The 16,865-nt window shown below is 69.8% G+C and carries 16 protein-coding genes and 1 pseudogene; 10 read left to right on the plus strand and 7 right to left on the minus strand.

The genetic code is table 11. The features are described from left to right. Nucleotides 1-3: 3 nt before the first annotated feature. Nucleotides 4-498 carry an Lrp/AsnC ligand binding domain-containing protein gene (locus MMF98_RS04335; protein ID WP_243304682.1) on the minus strand — a complete coding sequence of 165 codons (495 nt, stop codon included), beginning with the start codon at nt 496-498 and terminating at the stop codon, nt 4-6. Nucleotides 499-597: 99 nt separating this feature from the next. Here MMF98_RS04335 and putA point away from each other — a divergent pair, with 99 nt between their 5' ends. From putA to MMF98_RS04350, 3 genes are all read left to right on the plus strand, one after another. Next, a complete protein-coding gene (gene putA, locus MMF98_RS04340; protein ID WP_243304683.1) occupies nt 598-4,335 on the plus strand; it encodes a trifunctional transcriptional regulator/proline dehydrogenase/L-glutamate gamma-semialdehyde dehydrogenase in 3,738 nt (1,245 codons plus the stop codon). Nucleotides 4,336-4,521: 186 nt separating this feature from the next. Then, nucleotides 4,522-5,106 (plus strand): helix-turn-helix domain-containing protein, encoded by a 585-nt coding sequence (locus MMF98_RS04345; protein ID WP_243304685.1) that lies wholly within the window; start codon nt 4,522-4,524, stop codon nt 5,104-5,106. Nucleotides 5,107-5,329: 223 nt separating this feature from the next. After that, nucleotides 5,330-5,890, plus strand: a complete 561-nt coding sequence (locus MMF98_RS04350) for a GNAT family N-acetyltransferase (RefSeq protein ID WP_243304687.1) — start codon at nt 5,330-5,332, stop codon at nt 5,888-5,890. Between the two features lie 39 nt (nt 5,891-5,929). On the opposite strand, the gene MMF98_RS04355 is transcribed toward MMF98_RS04350, so the two are convergent. Then, nucleotides 5,930-6,796: a LysR family transcriptional regulator gene (locus tag MMF98_RS04355; RefSeq protein ID WP_243304690.1), complete on the minus strand. Its 867-nt coding sequence runs from the start codon at nt 6,794-6,796 to the stop codon at nt 5,930-5,932. Between the two features lie 97 nt (nt 6,797-6,893). Between MMF98_RS04355 and bla the strand changes: the two genes are divergently transcribed. From bla to MMF98_RS04385, 6 genes and pseudogenes are all read left to right on the plus strand, one after another. Further along, the gene (gene bla, locus MMF98_RS04360; protein ID WP_243304692.1) at nt 6,894-7,790 is read left to right on the plus strand and encodes a class A beta-lactamase; all 897 of its coding nucleotides are present in this window, start codon (nt 6,894-6,896) and stop codon (nt 7,788-7,790) included. A gap of 42 nt (nt 7,791-7,832) precedes the next feature. Further along, nucleotides 7,833-8,774: an ABC transporter ATP-binding protein gene (locus MMF98_RS04365; protein ID WP_243304695.1), complete on the plus strand. Its 942-nt coding sequence runs from the start codon at nt 7,833-7,835 to the stop codon at nt 8,772-8,774. Next, nucleotides 8,771-9,532: an ABC transporter permease gene (locus MMF98_RS04370; RefSeq protein WP_243304696.1), complete on the plus strand. Its 762-nt coding sequence runs from the start codon at nt 8,771-8,773 to the stop codon at nt 9,530-9,532. The genes MMF98_RS04365 and MMF98_RS04370 overlap by 4 nt, the downstream gene beginning before the upstream one ends. 482 nt (nt 9,533-10,014) lie before the next feature. Next, nucleotides 10,015-10,416, plus strand: a pseudogene (locus MMF98_RS04375) (SRPBCC family protein); the annotation flags it as partial. Between the two features lie 87 nt (nt 10,417-10,503). Then, on the plus strand, nt 10,504-10,959 hold the full coding sequence (locus MMF98_RS04380) for an SRPBCC family protein (protein ID WP_243307295.1): 456 nt from the start codon (nt 10,504-10,506) through the stop codon (nt 10,957-10,959). Continuing rightward, on the plus strand, nt 10,940-11,305 hold the full coding sequence (locus tag MMF98_RS04385; RefSeq protein WP_243304698.1) for an ArsR/SmtB family transcription factor: 366 nt from the start codon (nt 10,940-10,942) through the stop codon (nt 11,303-11,305). Before MMF98_RS04380 ends, MMF98_RS04385 begins: the two co-directional genes overlap by 20 nt. A 42-nt stretch (nt 11,306-11,347) precedes the next feature. Here MMF98_RS04385 and MMF98_RS04390 read toward each other — a convergent pair whose 3' ends face one another. The 4 genes from MMF98_RS04390 to MMF98_RS04405 form a co-directional block, all read right to left on the minus strand. Next, entirely contained in the window at nt 11,348-11,671 is a 324-nt protein-coding gene (locus tag MMF98_RS04390) for a hypothetical protein (RefSeq protein ID WP_243304701.1), read from the minus strand. Between the two features lie 146 nt (nt 11,672-11,817). Continuing rightward, on the minus strand, nt 11,818-12,453 hold the full coding sequence (locus MMF98_RS04395; RefSeq protein WP_243304703.1) for a glutathione S-transferase family protein: 636 nt from the start codon (nt 12,451-12,453) through the stop codon (nt 11,818-11,820). Nucleotides 12,454-12,545: 92 nt separating this feature from the next. Beyond that, nucleotides 12,546-13,349 carry an META and DUF4377 domain-containing protein gene (locus MMF98_RS04400; protein WP_243304705.1) on the minus strand — a complete coding sequence of 268 codons (804 nt, stop codon included), beginning with the start codon at nt 13,347-13,349 and terminating at the stop codon, nt 12,546-12,548. An 84-nt stretch (nt 13,350-13,433) separates the two neighbouring features. Further along, nucleotides 13,434-15,215 (minus strand): glutamine--tRNA ligase/YqeY domain fusion protein, encoded by a 1,782-nt coding sequence (locus tag MMF98_RS04405; protein WP_243304707.1) that lies wholly within the window; start codon nt 15,213-15,215, stop codon nt 13,434-13,436. Nucleotides 15,216-15,351: 136 nt separating this feature from the next. Between MMF98_RS04405 and MMF98_RS04410 the strand changes: the two genes are divergently transcribed. After that, complete coding sequence (locus tag MMF98_RS04410) at nt 15,352-15,729, plus strand: hypothetical protein (RefSeq protein WP_243304709.1); 378 nt, start codon at nt 15,352-15,354, stop codon at nt 15,727-15,729. 545 nt (nt 15,730-16,274) lie between these two features. Here MMF98_RS04410 and MMF98_RS04415 read toward each other — a convergent pair. Beyond that, entirely contained in the window at nt 16,275-16,820 is a 546-nt protein-coding gene (locus MMF98_RS04415; RefSeq protein WP_243304711.1) for a DUF3455 domain-containing protein, read from the minus strand. Nucleotides 16,821-16,865 lie beyond the last annotated feature (45 nt).

Raw genomic sequence — 16,865 nt, forward strand, 5'->3', positions numbered from 1 at the left:
TTCTCAGAAGGAGGAGAGAGGCCCTTGCGGCAGGTGCAGGTGCGTCGAGTTCTTGACTTCTTCCATCACCGCATAGGTGCGCGTTTCGCGCACGCCCGGCAGCTGCCACAGCACATTGCCGGCGAACTCGCGGTAGGCGTTCATGTCGGCGCTGCGGGTCTTGAGCAGATAGTCGAAGCCGCCGGCCACCATGTGGCACTCCATGATCTCGGGGCGCACCTGCACGGCCGCCTTGAACTGGTCGAACACATTGGGCGTGGTGCGGTCGAGCAGCACCTCGACGAACACCAGCATCCCGGCCCCCAGCTTCAGCGGGTTGAGCCGCGCCTCGTAGCCCAGGATAAAGCCCTCGCGCGTGAGCCGCTGCACCCGCGCCAGCACCGCGGTGGGCGACAGGCCCACGGCTTCGGCCAGTTTCAGGTTGGCCAGGCGGCCGTCGTTCTGCAGCGCCTGCAGGATGCGCAGGTCGATGCGGTCGAGGGGGCTTGCATCAGGCATGATATTTGGTGTTTTATGAGGTAAAGATAGATATTTTCAACGAGAAATTCGGTGAAAAAAGCGGAATGATGCCATCTTTTCCATTGAAATTCTCGCCGCATGACTGATTCCTTCTCCCTTCCTGGCCCCTCGGCTTTCCAGGCGTTCGCTCCCGAACTGGCGCCGCGCGCGCCGTCGCGCGGGGCCATCACCGAAGCCTGGCGCCTGCCTGAGCCGGTGGCGCTGCCGCCGCTGCTGGCCCGGGCGCGGCTGCCTGCCGTGCAGGCGCAGGCCAGCCAGGCGCTGGCGCAGCGCCTTGCGCGCACGCTGCGCCAGCGCAAGGCCGGCAGCGGCCGCGCCGGTTTGGTCCAGGGGCTGCTGCAGGAGTTCTCGCTGTCCTCGCAGGAGGGCGTGGCGCTGATGTGCCTGGCCGAGGCCCTGCTGCGCATTCCCGACCGCGCCACGCGCGACCTGCTGATCCGCGACAAGATCGCGCACGGGCAGTGGCAGGCGCACCTTGGCAAAAGCCCGTCGCTGTTCGTCAACGCCGCCACCTGGGGCCTGCTGCTGACCGGCAGGCTGGTCGCCACCCACAGCGAGGCCGGCCTGTCGTCGGCGTTGGGCCGCCTGGTGGGCCGGGGCGGGGAGCCGCTGATCCGCAAGGGCGTGGACATGGCCATGCGCATGATGGGCGAGCAGTTCGTTACCGGCGAGACCATCGCCCAGGCCCTGGCGCACGCGAGGCCGCTCGAAGCGCAGGGTTTTCGCTATTCCTACGACATGCTGGGCGAGGCCGCGCTCACGGCGCAGGACGCGCAGCGCTACTTGTGTGACTACGAGCAGGCCATCCACGCGATCGGCCAAGCCTCGGCCGGGCGCGGCGTCTACGAGGGGCCGGGCATCTCGGTCAAGCTCTCGGCGCTGCACCCGCGCTACAGCCGTGCCCAGCAGGCGCGCGTGATGGCCGAGCTGTATCCCGTGCTGCGCGGCCTGGCCGTGCTGGCCCGGCAGTACGACATCGGCCTGAACATCGACGCCGAGGAGGCCGACCGGCTCGAACTCTCGCTCGACCTGCTGGAGCGCCTGTGCTTCGAGCCCGCGCTGCAGGGCTGGAACGGCATCGGCTTCGTGGTCCAGGCTTACCAGAAGCGCTGCCCGTTCGTGATCGACCATCTGATCGCACTGGCCCGGCGCAGCGGCCACCGGCTGATGGTCCGCCTCGTCAAGGGCGCCTACTGGGACAGCGAGATCAAGCGCGCCCAGGTCGAAGGCTTGGACGGCTACCCGGTCTACACCCGCAAGCCCTACACCGATGTGTCCTACCTGGCCTGTGCGCGCCAGCTGCTGGCCGCGCCCGAAGCGGTCTACCCGCAGTTCGCCACCCACAACGCGCAGACGCTGGCGGCCGTGTATGAACTTGCCGGCCCTGACCGCTACACACCCGGCCAGTACGAATTCCAGTGCCTGCACGGCATGGGCGAGCCGCTGTACGAGCAGGTGGTGGGGCCGGTGGCCGATGGCCGGCTGGGCCGGCCCTGCCGCATCTACGCGCCCGTGGGCACGCACGAAACGCTGCTGGCCTACCTGGTGCGCCGCCTGCTGGAGAACGGCGCCAACACCTCTTTCGTCAACCGCATCGCCGATCCGTCCATCGGCCTCGATCTGCTGGTGCAGGACCCGGTGCAAGCCGTGGAGGACATCGCCGCGCGCGAAGGCGTGCTGGGCGCGCCGCATCCGGCCATCGCGTTGCCGCGCGAGCTCTACGGCGCGGCGCGCGTCAACTCGCGCGGGCTGGACCTGGCCAGCGACGAGGTGCTGGGCCGGCTGGCTGCCGGCTTGCAGGCCGGTGCCGCCGAATCCTGGACGGCCCGGCCGATGCTGGCGGTGGACGGCGCGCCGGCCGGCGCCGGCATGGCGCCGGTGCGCAACCCGGCGGACCATCGCGATCAGGTTGGCCAAGTGCGCGACGCCACGGCGGCCGAGGTGGACGCCGCGCTGGCCCATGCGGTGCAGGCCGCGCCCGGCTGGGCCGCCACCGCACCCGCCGCCCGCGCTGCCGCGCTGGAAGGCGCTGCCGAGGCGCTGCAGGCCGACATGCCGCGCCTGATGGGCCTGCTGATGCGCGAGGCCGGCAAGACGGCGGCCAATGCCGTGTCCGAGGTGCGCGAGGCGGTGGATTTCCTGCGCTTCTACGCGGCCCAGGTGCGCGCCGAGTTCGACAATGCCACGCACCAGGCGCTGGGCCCGGTGGTGTGCATCAGCCCCTGGAATTTCCCGCTCGCGATTTTCACGGGCCAGATCGCGGCGGCGCTGGCCGCGGGCAACGCCGTGCTGGCCAAGCCGGCCGAGCAGACGCCGCTGATCGCCGCCGAGGCCGTGCGCGTGCTGTGGTGTGCCGGGGTGCCGCGCGGCGCGCTGCAACTGCTGCCGGGCCGCGGCGAGACCGTGGGCGCGCAACTGGTGGGCGATGCGCGGGTGCAGGGCGTGATGTTCACCGGCTCCACCGACGTGGCGCGGCTGCTGCAGCACAGCCTGGCGGGGCGGCTCGATGCGCGCGGCCGGCCGGTGCCGCTGATCGCCGAAACCGGGGGCCAGAACGCGATGATCGTGGACTCCTCCGCGCTGGCCGAGCAGGTGGTGGCCGACGTGCTGGCCTCGGCCTTCGACAGCGCCGGCCAGCGCTGCTCCGCGCTGCGGGTGCTGTGCGTGCAGGAGGACGGCGCCGACCGCCTGCTGGAGATGCTCCGGGGTGCGATGGACGAGTTGCGCGTGGGCCGGCCCGAGGTGTTGGCCACCGACGTGGGCCCGGTGATCGACGCCGAAGCCCAGGCCGGCATCCAGCGCCACATCGACACCTTGCGCGCCCGGGGGCGCAAGGTGTACCAATGCCCGAGCGCAGCCGATGCGCCAGCGCTGGCCCAGGGCACCTTCATCCCGCCGACGCTGATCGAGCTGCCGAACCTGGGCGAGCTGCAGCGCGAGGTCTTCGGGCCGGTGCTCCATGTGGTGCGCTACCCGCGGCAGCAGCTCGAGGCCCTGCTGGCCGACATCGAGGCCACCGGCTACGGCCTCACGCTGGGCCTGCACACGCGCATCGACGAAACCATTGCGCATGTGGTCGGCCGCGCGCACGCGGGCAATGTCTATGTGAACCGCAACATGGTGGGCGCCGTGGTCGGTGTGCAGCCGTTCGGCGGCGAGGGCCTGTCAGGCACCGGCCCCAAGGCCGGCGGGCCGCTCTACCTGGTCCGCCTGCTGTCGGCGGGCCCGCACGGTGCGATGCGGCGTGCCCTCGCAGCGGCGGCGCCCGAGGCACCGCCCCACCAGGCGCTGGCGGCCCTGCAGCAGTGGGCCCAGGCCAGCGGGCGGACGGCGCTGGCCGGCGTCTGCGCGGGCTTCGCCGCCGAAGCGTGCGTTCATGGCGTTCGCGTACTGGCCGGCCCCACGGGCGAGCGCAACACCTATGGCCTGCGGCCGCGCTCGGCCGTGCTGTGCGTGGCCGAGCGCGACGAAGACCGCCTGGTGCAACTGGCGGCGGTGCTGGCCGTGGGCGCGCGCGCGCTGTGGCCGGCCCCGGTGCCGGCCGGCCTGCCCAGCGAGGTGCTGGCCGCCATCACGGCGGCGCAGGACGGGGACGCGGCCGCGCTGCCGTTCGAGGCGGTGCTGCACCATGGCAGCGCCGAAGCGCTGCAGGCGCTGTGCGCCCGCATCGCGCAGCGGCCCGGGCCCCTCGTGGGCGTGCAGGGGCTGCGCCCCGGCGAGCGCGGCATCGCGCTGGAACGCCTGGTGACCGAACGCTCGCTCAGCGTCAACACCGCCGCGGCCGGCGGCAATGCCAGCCTGATGACGATCGGGTAGGCATGCCGGGCACCGCCTCTGCGTTGCTTAAATGGTGGGCACGGTCTGCCAGCCCAATGCTGGCGCGGTTTTTTGCACTTGTTCCATGGGTTGTCCACAGCTCGGTTCACAGTCTGCGGGCATAACTTTGGCGCGCCTGGATCGGGTTTGACGGAGATTCCAATATATTGGAAAATTCATCCAATCATGAATGACACCACCGGCACCGACCTGAACCAGCGCATCGCGCAGCGCGTGGGCGGGCTGCGCGCCGCGCGGGGCCTCTCGCTCGATGCGCTGGCGGCGCAGTGCGGCGTCAGCCGCTCCATGATCTCGCTGATCGAGCGCGGCGAAAGCAGCCCCACCGCCGTGATGCTCGACAAGCTGGCCACCGGCCTCGGTGTGCCGCTGGCCTCGCTGTTCGACGCGCCAGAGCCGGCCGCGAACCCCGTGGCCCGCCTGGCCGACCAGCCGCCCTGGCGCGACCCGCATTCCGGCTATGTGCGGCGCAACGTCTCGCCCAGCGGGGTGGGCTCGCCCCTGCAGATCGTGGAGGTGTCGTTCCCGCCGCAGGCGCGCGTGGCCTACGAGACCGGCGCCCGCGAGCCCCTGGTCCATCAGCAGATCTGGGTGCTTGACGGCCGCATCGAGGTCACGCTGGGCGACGACCGCCATCGCCTGGAGGCTGGCGACTGCCTGGCGCACCGGCTGGACCGCCCCGTGACCTACCACAACCCCACGCGCAGGACGGCCCGCTACGCCGTGGTGATTGCCGCCGTCCCGTGGAAATGAAGTGAAGCACCCCCGAAGCGTCTGCGGCGTGGTGCCATGGCCAGAGGCCATGGCTCTTCGAGGCCGTCCAGACCTGCGCAGGCAGGTCTGGAGCCGCGGCCTCTCAGCCCCCTCAAGAGGGCGCCACCAGCGGCCCGGCAGAGCCGGTTCCGCGGTGGCCTTGGCCTGGGGCGCGCCGGTTTTCATGTACCGCGGATGGCGCGCAGCGCCATGGAGAACTGACATGCCGCACGAAGAAACCGCTTCCTTCCGCCCCGTCCAGGTACGCCGCATCCAGGCCGTGTCCGAGGCGCAGCTGTCGGCGCTGGCCGAGGTGTTGATCGACTGCGTGGAGGGCGGCGCCTCGGTGAGCTTCATGCTGCCCCTGCCGGGGCCAACGGCCCTGGCCTTCTGGCGCGGGGTGGCCGAGGGCGTGGCGCGCGGCGAGCGCGCGCTGCTGGTGGCCGAGGACGGCGCCGGCATCGTGGGCACCGTGCAGCTGGTGCTGGCGCAGCCCGACAACCAGCCGCACCGCGCCGATGTGTCCAAGCTGCTGGTGCACCGCCGCGCGCGGCGCCACGGCGTGGGCGAGGCCCTGATGCAGGCCGTGGAGCCGCTGGCGCGCGAATGCGGCAAGTCGCTGCTGGTGCTGGACACGGCCAGCGGCGACGCCGAGCGGCTCTACGAGCGCCTGGGCTGGCAGCGCTGCGGCGTCATTCCCGGCTTTGCGCTGTGGCCGCAGGGCGGGTTGTGCGACACCACGTACTTCTATCGCGCGCTGGGCGCCGCCACCGCGCCGGCCTGAGGCCTCCGATCGAACGGGCGAGGGCGTGCCTTGTGGGCTTCACCCGTCGACTGCCGCTGCATCCAGCAGCCACCGCCTGAACTCGCGCATCGCCGCCGAGACCGGCCGCGACTTCAGGCGCGTGAGCCAGTAGCGACCGGTGACCACCTCGATGGCGAAGGGCTGCACCAGGCGTTCGTGTCGCAGGTCGCCGGCGATCATGGCCGGCGGCAGCAGCGCGACGCCGATGCCCTGCACCGCGGCGGCGGCCATGGTCAGCGACGAATCGAACACGGGCCCGCGCAGCAGCGGCGTCTCGACGCCGGCGGCGGCGAACCAGCGACCCCACTCGTCGGCACGGTAGGAGCGCAGCAGCGTCTCGCGCGCCAGATCGGCCGCTGCGCCCAGGCGCCGCGCCACCTCGGGGGCGCACACCGGCGACAGCGGCGCGTCGAGCAGCGCATCGGCCTCGGTGCCATGCCAGGCGCCGTCGCCGAAGCGGATGGCGTAGTCCAGGCCTTCGCCGGCCAGGTCGACGCGGTTGTTGTTCGTCATCAGCCGCAGGTCGACGAACGGATGGCTGCGATGGAAGGCCGCGAGCCGCGGCATCAGCCAGCCGACGGCGAAGGTGCCCACGGCGGCCACCGTCAGCACCTCGCGCAGGCGGCCGCCCTGGAACTGGCCCAGCACCTCGCCCATGCGCCCGAAGCTGTCGGACAGCACCGGCAGCAGCGCCTGGCCTTCGTCGGTGAGCGCCAGGCCGCGCGGCAGGCGGCGAAACAGCGGCGCGCCCAGCCGCTCTTCCAGGTTCCTGACCTGGGCGCTGACGGCCGTCTGCGTCACGCCGAGCTCAAGGGCCGCGCGTGTGAAACTGAGGTGGCGGGCCGATACCTCGAAGGCGCGCAGGGCATTGAGTGGCAGGTTCATGCCCCAGATTTTCTGTGGTTTCTCCATCGAAATCACCGTTTGCGCAGTGCAAGGGCGGCCGCTATCGTTGGCCGGCTTTCAAAGGAGACCGATCACGATGGACAGACGCCGTTTCAACCGCCAGCTGGCCTGGGCTGTCGCCGCCAGCAGCCCGCTGCTGGCCCGGGCCCAACAGAAAAACACGGATCAGATGCCGGCCAACCAGCTGCCAACCAACAGCCGCTGGCAGGCCATCGAGGCCGGCGCGGCCGGCCGGCTGGGCGTGGCGGTGCTGGACACCGCCAGCGGCCGCCTGGAGGGCCATCGGCTCGACGAGCGCTTTCCGATGTGCAGCACCTTCAAGTGGCTGGCCGCGGCGTGCGTGCTGCAGCGCGTGGACGCCGGGCAGGAGCGGCTGGACCGCCGCATCCGCTATGGGCGCGAAGTGCTGCTGTCGCACTCGCCCGTCACCGCGCAGCACACGGGCCAGGGCATGACGCTGGGCGAACTGTGCGAGGCCGCCGTCACGGTGAGCGACAACGCGGCGGCCAATCTGCTGCTGGCGAGCTTCGGCGGCCCCGCGGCGCTGACGCGCTATGCGCGCACGCTGGGCGACCCGATGACGCGGCTCGACCGCCGCGAGCCCGCACTCAATGAAGCCCGGCCGGGCGACCCGCGCGACACCACCACGCCGCGCGCCATGGCCACCGCGCTGCGCGCGGCGGTGCTGGGCGAGGCGCTGTCGCCCGCCAGCCGCGCGCAGCTGGTGCGCTGGCTCGAAGCCACGAGCACCAACGGCCAGCGCCTGCGCGCCGATCTGCCCGCCGGCTGGCGCATGGGCAGCAAGACCGGCAGTGGCGCGCGCGGCACCACCAACGACGTGGGCGTGTTCTGGCCGCCCGGCGGGCGTGCGCCTCTCGTGGTGGCGGTCTACCTCACCGAAAGCGCCGCCGCCGAGTCCGTGCGCAACGCCGCCGTGGCGCAGGTGGCAGGAGTTGTCCGCAGAGGTGGCTAGGGCGGCCACGCGCCGGCGCGAAATCGGGTATCGTGCGCCCACATGCCAGACGCCATTCTTTCCATCGCCGGCCTTTCCAAGAGCTACGCCACCGGGTTCAAGGCCCTCAAGAACATCGACCTGGAGATCCGCCGCGGCGAGATCTTCGCGCTGCTCGGCCCCAACGGTGCGGGCAAGACCACGTTGATCAGCATTGTCTGCGGCATCGTCAACGCCAGTACCGGCCGTGTGACGGTGGACGGCCACGACATCGCTGCCGACTACCGCGCCGCGCGCGCGCTGATCGGCCTGGTGCCGCAGGAGCTGACCACCGAAGCCTTCGAGACGGTGTGGAACACGGTGTCGTTCAGCCGCGGCCTGTTCGGCAAGCCCGCCAAGCCGGCGCACATCGAGAAGGTGCTGCGCGACCTGTCGCTGTGGGACAAGAAGGACAACCCCATCCGCACGCTCTCGGGCGGCATGAAGCGCCGCCTGCTGATCGCCAAGGCGCTGTCGCACGAGCCGCAGCTGCTGTTCCTGGACGAGCCCACGGCCGGCGTGGACGTGACGCTGCGCCAGGAGATGTGGGCGCTGGTGCGCACGCTGCGCGATACCGGCGTGACCATCATCCTCACCACCCACTACATCGACGAGGCCGAAGAGATGGCCGACCGCATCGGCGTGATCAGCAAGGGCGAGATCATCCTGGTGGAAGACAAGGTGGAGCTGATGCGCAAGCTCGGCAAGAAGCAACTGACGCTGCAGCTCGCGCAGCCGCTGGAGCGCATTCCCGACGCGCTGGCCGCGCTGCCGCTGGAGCTGGCCTGCGCCGGCGCCGAACTCACCTACACCTATGACGCCCGGCACGAGCATTCGGGCATCGCGGCGCTGCTGCAGGCGCTGGAGCGCGCCGGCGTCGCGTTCAAGGACCTGCAGACCCGGCAAAGCTCGCTGGAAGACATCTTCGTGAGCCTGGTGCGCGAGAAGGAAGAAGAACGATCATGAACCTGCACGCGATCCGCGCCATCTACCTGTTCGAGATGGCGCGCACCTTCCGCACGCTGCTGCAAAGCATCGTCTCGCCCGTGGTCTCCACCTCGCTGTACTTCGTGGTGTTCGGCTCGGCCATCGGCTCGCGCATTCCCGAGGTCGGCGGCGTGAGCTACGGCGCCTTCATCGTGCCGGGGCTGGTGATGCTCTCGCTGCTGACGCAAAGCATCTCCAACGCCTCGTTCGGCATCTACTTTCCCAGGTTCACCGGCACCATCTACGAGCTGCTGTCGGCGCCGGTGTCCACGCTGGAGATCGTCATCAGCTATGTGGGCGCGGCGGCCACCAAGTCGATCGCGCTGGGGCTCATCATCATGGCCACGGCCGCGCTGTTCGTGCCGCTGCAGATCATGCATCCGGGCTTCATGCTGCTGTTCCTGGTGCTCACCTCGGTCACGTTCAGCCTGCTGGGCTTCATCATCGGCATCTGGGCCGACGGCTTCGAGAAGCTGCAGTTCATTCCCACGCTGATCATCACGCCGCTGACCTTCCTGGGCGGCAGCTTCTACAGCATCGACATGCTGCCGGCGTTCTGGCAGAAGGTGACGCTGTTCAACCCGGTGGTGTACCTGGTGAGCGGCTTTCGCTGGAGCTTCTATGGCCACTCCGACGTCGGCGTCGAGGTCAGCCTGGGCATGACGCTGCTGTTCATGGCGATCTGCCTGGGCGTGGTGGCGTGGATCTTCAGGACGGGCTACCGGCTCAAGAGCTGACAGCGGCCGCCCGCCGCGCGCCGCTGGCGCCGGAAAATGAATGAAATCGGGTGGATGTCCTTGTCCCCTGGTTATTTCATGCTATCGAAATAGGAGCGGCATGCGCCGCCGCGCCGATCACCGTGCCGCCGCTCCCTCTGCCCAGGAAAGCAGCAGGCCCCGCCAGCCCAGCACCGGCGCGGGATGGCCGACTTATCCGAGGACTTATCCACAGAGTGCCCCACAGCCGCTGGGCATAAGTGCGCGAGCGTCTGCCTGCGGAAAATTGGGATGAAAAGGGCTCCAGGTCCTTGTCGGGCGGTTCTATCGTGCTATTGAAATGAGAGTGAGCCGTGGTCAGCGGCGGCTGTGCCGGGCGCTCCCCGGGGGGCTTCTTTTCAACATCTGGATTCAAATAGGGCAACTCATTGGTTGCATTTATTGAGGGATTGACGCACAATAAGCAACCAATCAATTGCATTTCAACGCGACAAGGAGCCTCCATGGAACACTATCGTCAACGGCTGCTGCTATCGGCTTCCCCCGAAGCGGTCTACCAGGCCTTGGCCACACAGCAGGGCCTGCGCCGCTGGTGGACCGAAGACTGCGAGGCGGGCACCCAGGTCGGCGAGCGCGCGACCTTCCGCTTTGGCCGCCACCGCAAGGTGATGCAGATCGAGCGCCTGGTGCCCGGGCGCGAGGTGCGCTGGCATTGCGTGGAAGCGCACCTGGAGGTGCCGGGGCTGGCGCGGCCCGATGAATGGGTGGGCACGCACATCGTGTTCAGCCTGTCGCCGCACGGCGCGGCGGGCACGGCGCTGGACTTCGAGCACATCGGCCTCACGCCCGAACTCGGCTGCTACGGCCTGTGCCAAGAGGGATGGCAGCAATTCCTGGCCAGCCTGCAAGCCCTGATGGACACGGGGCGGGGCACGCCCTTCGTGCCGGCCGAAACCGCCTGCGGCGCCAGCAACGCCGCGGCGGCCTCCGCCGTGACCGACCGCATCGAGCGCCAGGTGCACATCCGGGCGCCGCGCTCGCGCGTGTGGCACGCGATCTCCAATGCCGAGGAGTACGGCCGCTGGTTCGGCGCCAATCTCCAGGGCCAGGTGTTCGCGCCCGGCCAGCGCGCGCGCGGGCCGATCACCATCGCCGGCTACGAGCATGTGGTGTTCGACGTGATCATCGAGCGCGTGGAGCCCGAGCAGCTCATGGCGTTCCGCTGGCACCCTTACGCGGTGGACGCCGCCATCGACTACTCGAAGGAAGAGCGCACCCTGGTGACCTTCACCCTGCAGGACGTGGGCGAGGGCACCTTGCTCAAGGTCGTCGAATCGGGCTTCGACAAGGTGCCGCCCGGCCGGCGCATGGAGGCCTTCCGCATGAACAGCGGCGGCTGGGAGGGGCAACTGCGCAACATCGACCGCCATGTCAGCACTGCCTCCTAGCGCGGCCAGTGCGCCGCCGCCGGGGCCGCTGGCGCCCGGCATCGCCCACGTGTTCTTCGCGCTGGGCGATCCGACGCGGCTGCGCCTGATCGCCCTGCTGTGCGCGGGCGGCGCATTCTCGATCGCGCAGCTCACCGCCACCACGCAGATCACGCGGCAGGCCGTCACCAAGCACCTTCAGGTGCTGGCCGGCGCCGGGCTGGTGCAGGACCTGAAGCTGGGGCGCGAGCGGCTGTGGCAGTTCGATCCCACGCAGCTCGACGAGGCCCGGCGTTCGCTGGAAGTCATCGGCCAGCAGTGGGAGCAGGCGCTGGGCAGGCTGAAGGCGGGGCTGGAGGAAGGGTAGCGGCCCAATATCAGGCCGATGCATGAGGCGGCGCGGCGAGGCTCAGAGCGGCCCGGGCAGCGCCTTCAAGCCCAGCCAGGCCGCGCCGATGACCGCGTTGACCGGCACGCTGAGCGCGCTGGGCACGTAGAACAGCGCGGAAAGCCCGGGCGCGTTCAGCATCAGCTCGACAAAGCTGCCCAGGCCGTAGAGCAGCAGGCCGCAACCCAGCCAGCGCCGCATGTAGGTGAGCAGCCAGCGCGCCTGGCCCTGGTTGAAGCGCCAGGCCGCCGACCGTTCGAACATGTTGCCCCGGCTGGCGTCCCGGAACAGCCAGCCGAAAAAGAAATAGCGGTACAAAAGGGTGCTGAAGTCGAGGTCTTGCACGATGGCGCACTGGGGAAGGCCGAACGTGCACAGTGTCTCCCAATTCCCCGCGGGGCGTGCGCCGGTTCGCCGCAGACCCTGAGTCGCGAAGCGGCTTCGCACAGGCGCGCCTCAAGCCCCGGGGCTGGGCCAAAGTGGTTTACGCTTTACCGATGGGACGCCGGCGTCTCACCGGGCCAGGGATCGGCCCAGGCCGGAATCTGCATCAGCCCGTCGAGCCAGCGCACGATCTGGGGGAACTCCTTCAGCGGCATCTCCGATTCGCGCCAGTAGCAGGCCATCGAGGCAAGCTGGAAGTCGGCGATGGTGAGCCTGCCGCAGGCCACGTGCTCGCGGCCCGCCAGATGGCCGTCCAGCACTTTGGCGTAGCGCACGACATCCGCCACCTTCGGCGGCAGCGAGGCGCTGTCGGGCGGCCCCAGCCCGAAGGTCGGCTTGACGACATGCTGGAAATAGAAGGGCGAGACCGCGGGCCCCCAGTGGCAGTCGTTCCAGGACAGCCAGCGCAGCACCTCGACCTGCTCGGCCGGATGGTGCGCCGGCCACATGTCCGAGCCTGCCTGGATGCACAGATGGGCCATGATGGCCGAGGACTCCCACAGCACCAGGTCGCCATCCACCAGCGTGGGCGCCTTCATGTTGGGGTTGAGCGCCACGTAGTCCGGCGTCTTGAGCCCGCCGGCCATCAGGTCGGGCTGCACGAACTCGGCCTGCAGGCCGAGATGCTTCACCAGTGCCAGCACCCGCCGCGGCGCCTGCGCCTTGATCCAGTAGATCTTCATATCGATTCTCCTGAGAGGTGGTTGTCACATGGATATGACGAACGAAAGGGCGGGAAATCGACAAACGGGCATCCTGTTTTGCGCCCCGCCGCTCATGACGGCGCGCGGCTGGTCTCCACCACCATGTCGAGCACGTAGGCGTAGGCCGACGCATCGGCCGGCACCTGGCTGCGCTTGTAGCGCTGGATGCGCAGCACGTTGCGCACACCCGGCTGGTGCGTGTAGCCCTGGATCTCGTCGTAGAAGTTCTCCCAGGGGCCGACCGCCGTCTTCAGGCCCTGCTCGCTGTAGGTGATGGAGCGCACCTGCAGGCAGCGGTAGTCGCGCATCAGCGGGTGCGGGCAGGCCACGCGCTCGGGCGCCACCTCGAGGAAGATGCGCTCGCCGGCGCTGCCATAGCGGGTTTCGTCGGTGGGCGAGCCCTCCAGCCGCCAGCGTACGCCGTCACGGAAGCTCAGGGTCAGCTGCGGCGCGGCGCCAGAAGCCGCGGCCGGCCGCACGGCCCAGCCTTGCACCTGGGGCAACTGCTGGCCGACGCGGGATTCGAGCGCCATCAGCGCCGGGTCGGGGCAGGCCATCATCGTGCCCACCACCGGGCCGACCTCCATCTGCCCACCCTGCAGCCGGTAGCTGGCCGACAGCCCGTTGCACAGCCGCGCCACGGCCAGCCGCCCCTCGGCAAAGCGTAGTTGCACCGGCTTGGCGCCGGTGTCTGTCCACCCAGGCTGCGCCGCGCCTTTCGCATCGAGCGCCTCGCGCAGCTGCCAGTGGTAGGCACCGAGCGCGGCCGTGTCCGCCGTGCCATCCTGCGGCGCGGCCGCCGGCATCGGGCTGCAGGCCGACAGGCCCTGCAAGGCCAGCAGCGGCAGCGCCCACGTCCATGTTGACTGTTTCATGGGACCCCCTGATCGTTGAGAAGCACCAAGAATAGCGCAGGCGGTCCGTTTTGCCAGGGTCGGGCGCCCCCCCGCACGGGCGCCTTACCGGGCCCAGCTGTCCTTCATGCCTGCCACCCGGTTGAACACGGGCCGGCCGGCCGCATGGTCCTGGCGGTCCGCCACGAAGTAGCCGTGCCGCTCGAACTGGAACTTGTCATCGCCCTTGGCGTTGGCCAGCGAGGGCTCCACATACCCGGTCACCACCTTCAGGCTGTCCGGGTTCAGCTCTTCGAGGAAATCCTTGTCGCCCGTGTCGGGATGCGGCACGGCGAACAGGCGGTCGTACAGGCGCACTTCGGCCGGCACGGCGTCGGCCGCGCCGACCCAGGTGATGACGCCCTTGACCTTGATGGCATCGGCACCTGGGGTGCCGCTCTTGGTGTCGGGCACCAGGGTGGCCTGCACTTCGGTGAGGTGGCCGGCGGCGTCCCGGGTGGCGCCGGTGCATTCGATCACGTGGCCGTACTTCAGGCGCACCTTGTTGCCGGGGTACAGGCGGTTGTAGCCCTTGGGCGGCACGTCTTCGTAGTCGGTGCGCTCGATCCAGAGTTCGCGCCCGAACTTGAAGCTGCGGCGGCCGCGTCCGGCGTCGTGCGGGTTCACGGGGGCGCTGCAGTCGTCCAGCGTGCCGGCGCCGTGCAGTTCGTCCCAGTTGGTGATGACGAGCTTCACCGGGTCCAGCACGGCCATGGCGCGCGCGGCCTTGGGGTCGAGGTCGTCGCGCAGCGCGATGTCCAGGCTGCTGTAGTCGATCCAGCCGCCGGCCTTGCTCACGCCGCTGCGCTCGCAGAAGAGCTGGATGGATTCGGGCGTGTAGCCGCGCCGGCGCAGGCCCACGAGGGTGGGCATGCGCGGGTCGTCCCAGCCGCTCACGTGGCCCTGGTCCACCAGCTGCCTGAGCTTGCGCTTGCTGGTGACCACGTAGGTGAGGTTGAGCCGCGCGAACTCGTATTGGTGCGGGTGCGGCTGGGCCAGCAGGCCGCCTTCGCACAGGCGGTCGAGCAGCCAGTCGTAGAACGGGCGCTGGTCTTCGAACTCCAGCGTGCACAGGCTGTGGGTGATCTGCTCCAGCGCATCCTCGATCGGGTGCGCGTAGGTGTACATCGGGTAGATGCACCATTTGTCGCCGGTGTTGTGGTGCGTGGCGCGGCGGATGCGGTAGATGGCCGGGTCGCGCATGTTGATGTTGGGCGAGGCCATGTCGATCTTGGCGCGCAGCACGGCGGCGCCGTCGGGCAGCAGGCCGTCGCGCATCTCGCGAAAGCGCGCCAGGTTCTCGGCGGGCGTGCGGCTGCGGAAGGGGCTGTTGGTGCCGGGGTGGCCGAAGTCACCGCGGTTGTGGCGCATCTCGTCGGCGCTCTGTTCGTCCACGTAGGCGTGGCCGGCGTCGATCAGGTACTCGGCCGCGCGGTACATGAAGTCGAAGTAGTCGCTCGCGTGGAAGAGGTGGCTGGTGCCGAAGGCGTCCCAGCCGAAGCCGAGCCAGTGCACGGCGTCGAGGATGCCGTTGACGTATTCGGTGTCTTCCTTCTCGGGGTTGGTGTCGTCGAAGCGCATGTGGCACACGCCGCCGTAGTCGCGGGCCAGGCCGAAGTTCAGGCAGATGCTCTTGGCATGGCCGATGTGCAGGTAGCCGTTGGGCTCGGGCGGGAAGCGGGTGCGGATCTTCGCCGGGTCGGGCTGGCCCGCGGCCTGGTGGGCGGCGTCGCCGGGGCTGCCGGCGAAGTGGCGGCTGGCATAGGTGCCCGCGGCCAGGTCGTGTTCGATGATCTGGCGCAGGAAGTTACTGGGTTTGGTCGTGTCTTTGTCGGCAGGGGAGCTCATCCTCCGATTCTAGAGGGCGGGGCCGGGATGTTACGTCTGGCAACGGCTTTCACTGTGCATGCGGTATTCGAACCGGCGGCTGGCGCGTTTAATGGACACAAGGGCGCTGCTGGCGCCTTCCCAACAGGAGCATTCCATGAAATTCAACCGTTCCGTCTACATCTCTGCCGCCGCTGCGGTGCTGGCCGTGGCCGGCCTCGCCACCGCCGGGGCCGCCCGGGCCGGAGGGGTGTCGTGGTCCGTGGGCGTGTCGTCGCCCGGCGTGGTGGTGGGGGTGTCGAATGCGCCGCCGGTCTATTACGCGCCGCAGCCGGTCTATGTGCAGCCGCAGCCCGTGTACGTGCAACCGGCCCCGGTGTACGTGCAGCCGCGCACGGTCTACTACGCGCCGCAGCCGGTCTATGTGCAGCCGGCCCCGGTGTATGTGCGCCCCATGCCCGTGTACCGTGTGGGCTGGGTGGCGCCGGGCTGGCGTTATCGCCATGAAGGCCGCCATGGCGGGGGCCGCTGGTAAGGGCTTGCCCTCCCCTGCCTGACCGGGGCGGCGCAGTCGTTGCCGCTCATTCAGCCAAAAATGGTTTCTGAAAAAACAGCCCGCAGGCGTGAGCCTGCGGGCTGAAGCCACTGGTCGCGGGCGGAGGCCGGAACCAGCGTCACTCCCGGCGAAGGAGGGGTCCGCGGGAAAGTGAGCGGGGGTTGGCAGCCGCCGAGGCTGCCTGGAATCTGCATCTGCTGGGGGTTTTGCGCTGCCGGCGCCATTTCTTGCTCCTCCTCGTTGTTCCCCCGTGTGCATCGGGGTGTCTGCTGGACTCCAGTACAACCCGCCGCGGCGCCGCCGCGTGTAGGACGGAATGCCCATGGCATGAAGGAATCGGCCGGAAAGCGGCCAGGCGAAAAAAAGCCTGCGGACCCGGAACAGGCATCCGCAGGCTTGAACCGGCCAGGGCGTGGATCAGAGGCTCGCCCGGGCCGGATTCCTACCCTGGAGACACGGGGTAGGCGGGCGGGAGCGGCGTCGCAGCCCGGCGGGGCGCGCCTGCCTGCTCCCGGTGCGCGCCGTCAGGCGGCGCGCCAGAAGATGTAGTCGGCCTGGTACTTCACCACCTGTTTCTGCCCCAGGCTGGCGGCATCGCAGGCCGAGGCCGGGGCTACGCCGCCTTGCGTGGCCACGCGCTGGATGTAGCTCACGCCCTGCATCGCGCCGGCGCCCGTCGCGGGGCTGCCCTTGACGAGCTGCAGCGGGATGCTGCCCGCGCCGGCCGGCGCCACGGCCACTTGCGCGCCGGTGAGCCGGGAGCCGTCCAGGTTCTCCCAGGTGGCGGGCGGGCCGTAGTAGCGGCCGACATGCCGGCCGCTGCGGTCCAGGAGCCTGGCGTCGGGGCCGACGAAGAACCATTCGTACTGGCCGGCCATGCCCGTCTTGACGCGGCATTCGTAGGTGATCTCGCCCACGCCCACGGTTTCCATGGCGACCTGGTGGCCGGCCGGCACCTTCACGGCGTCGGGCAGGTCGTTCTGCGAGTATTTCATCGGTGCTGGGCCGCTGGCGCAGGCGGCGGCGAGCAAGGCAACGGCCGGGGTGGCGAAGAAGGTGCGAGGCAGCATGCGGGACTCCTGGGTTGGGGTGGGACCGAAACGGCGACGCGATGG

Origin of the sequence: Variovorax terrae (assembly GCF_022809125.1) — a bacterium.
In the GTDB taxonomy this organism is placed as follows: domain Bacteria; phylum Pseudomonadota; class Gammaproteobacteria; order Burkholderiales; family Burkholderiaceae_C; genus Variovorax_A; species Variovorax_A terrae.

Coding starts and splice junctions, on each gene's coding strand:
- MMF98_RS04335 (WP_243304682.1), bottom strand. CDS start 498: ATGCCTGATGCAAGCCCCCTCGACCGCATCGACCTGCGCATCCTGCAG.
- putA (WP_243304683.1), top strand. CDS start 598: ATGACTGATTCCTTCTCCCTTCCTGGCCCCTCGGCTTTCCAGGCGTTC.
- MMF98_RS04345 (WP_243304685.1), top strand. CDS start 4,522: ATGAATGACACCACCGGCACCGACCTGAACCAGCGCATCGCGCAGCGC.
- MMF98_RS04350 (WP_243304687.1), top strand. CDS start 5,330: ATGCCGCACGAAGAAACCGCTTCCTTCCGCCCCGTCCAGGTACGCCGC.
- MMF98_RS04355 (WP_243304690.1), bottom strand. CDS start 6,796: ATGAACCTGCCACTCAATGCCCTGCGCGCCTTCGAGGTATCGGCCCGC.
- bla (WP_243304692.1), top strand. CDS start 6,894: ATGGACAGACGCCGTTTCAACCGCCAGCTGGCCTGGGCTGTCGCCGCC.
- MMF98_RS04365 (WP_243304695.1), top strand. CDS start 7,833: ATGCCAGACGCCATTCTTTCCATCGCCGGCCTTTCCAAGAGCTACGCC.
- MMF98_RS04370 (WP_243304696.1), top strand. CDS start 8,771: ATGAACCTGCACGCGATCCGCGCCATCTACCTGTTCGAGATGGCGCGC.
- MMF98_RS04385 (WP_243304698.1), top strand. CDS start 10,940: ATGTCAGCACTGCCTCCTAGCGCGGCCAGTGCGCCGCCGCCGGGGCCG.
- MMF98_RS04395 (WP_243304703.1), bottom strand. CDS start 12,453: ATGAAGATCTACTGGATCAAGGCGCAGGCGCCGCGGCGGGTGCTGGCA.
- MMF98_RS04400 (WP_243304705.1), bottom strand. CDS start 13,349: ATGAAACAGTCAACATGGACGTGGGCGCTGCCGCTGCTGGCCTTGCAG.
- MMF98_RS04405 (WP_243304707.1), bottom strand. CDS start 15,215: ATGAGCTCCCCTGCCGACAAAGACACGACCAAACCCAGTAACTTCCTG.
- MMF98_RS04410 (WP_243304709.1), top strand. CDS start 15,352: ATGAAATTCAACCGTTCCGTCTACATCTCTGCCGCCGCTGCGGTGCTG.
- MMF98_RS04415 (WP_243304711.1), bottom strand. CDS start 16,820: ATGCTGCCTCGCACCTTCTTCGCCACCCCGGCCGTTGCCTTGCTCGCC.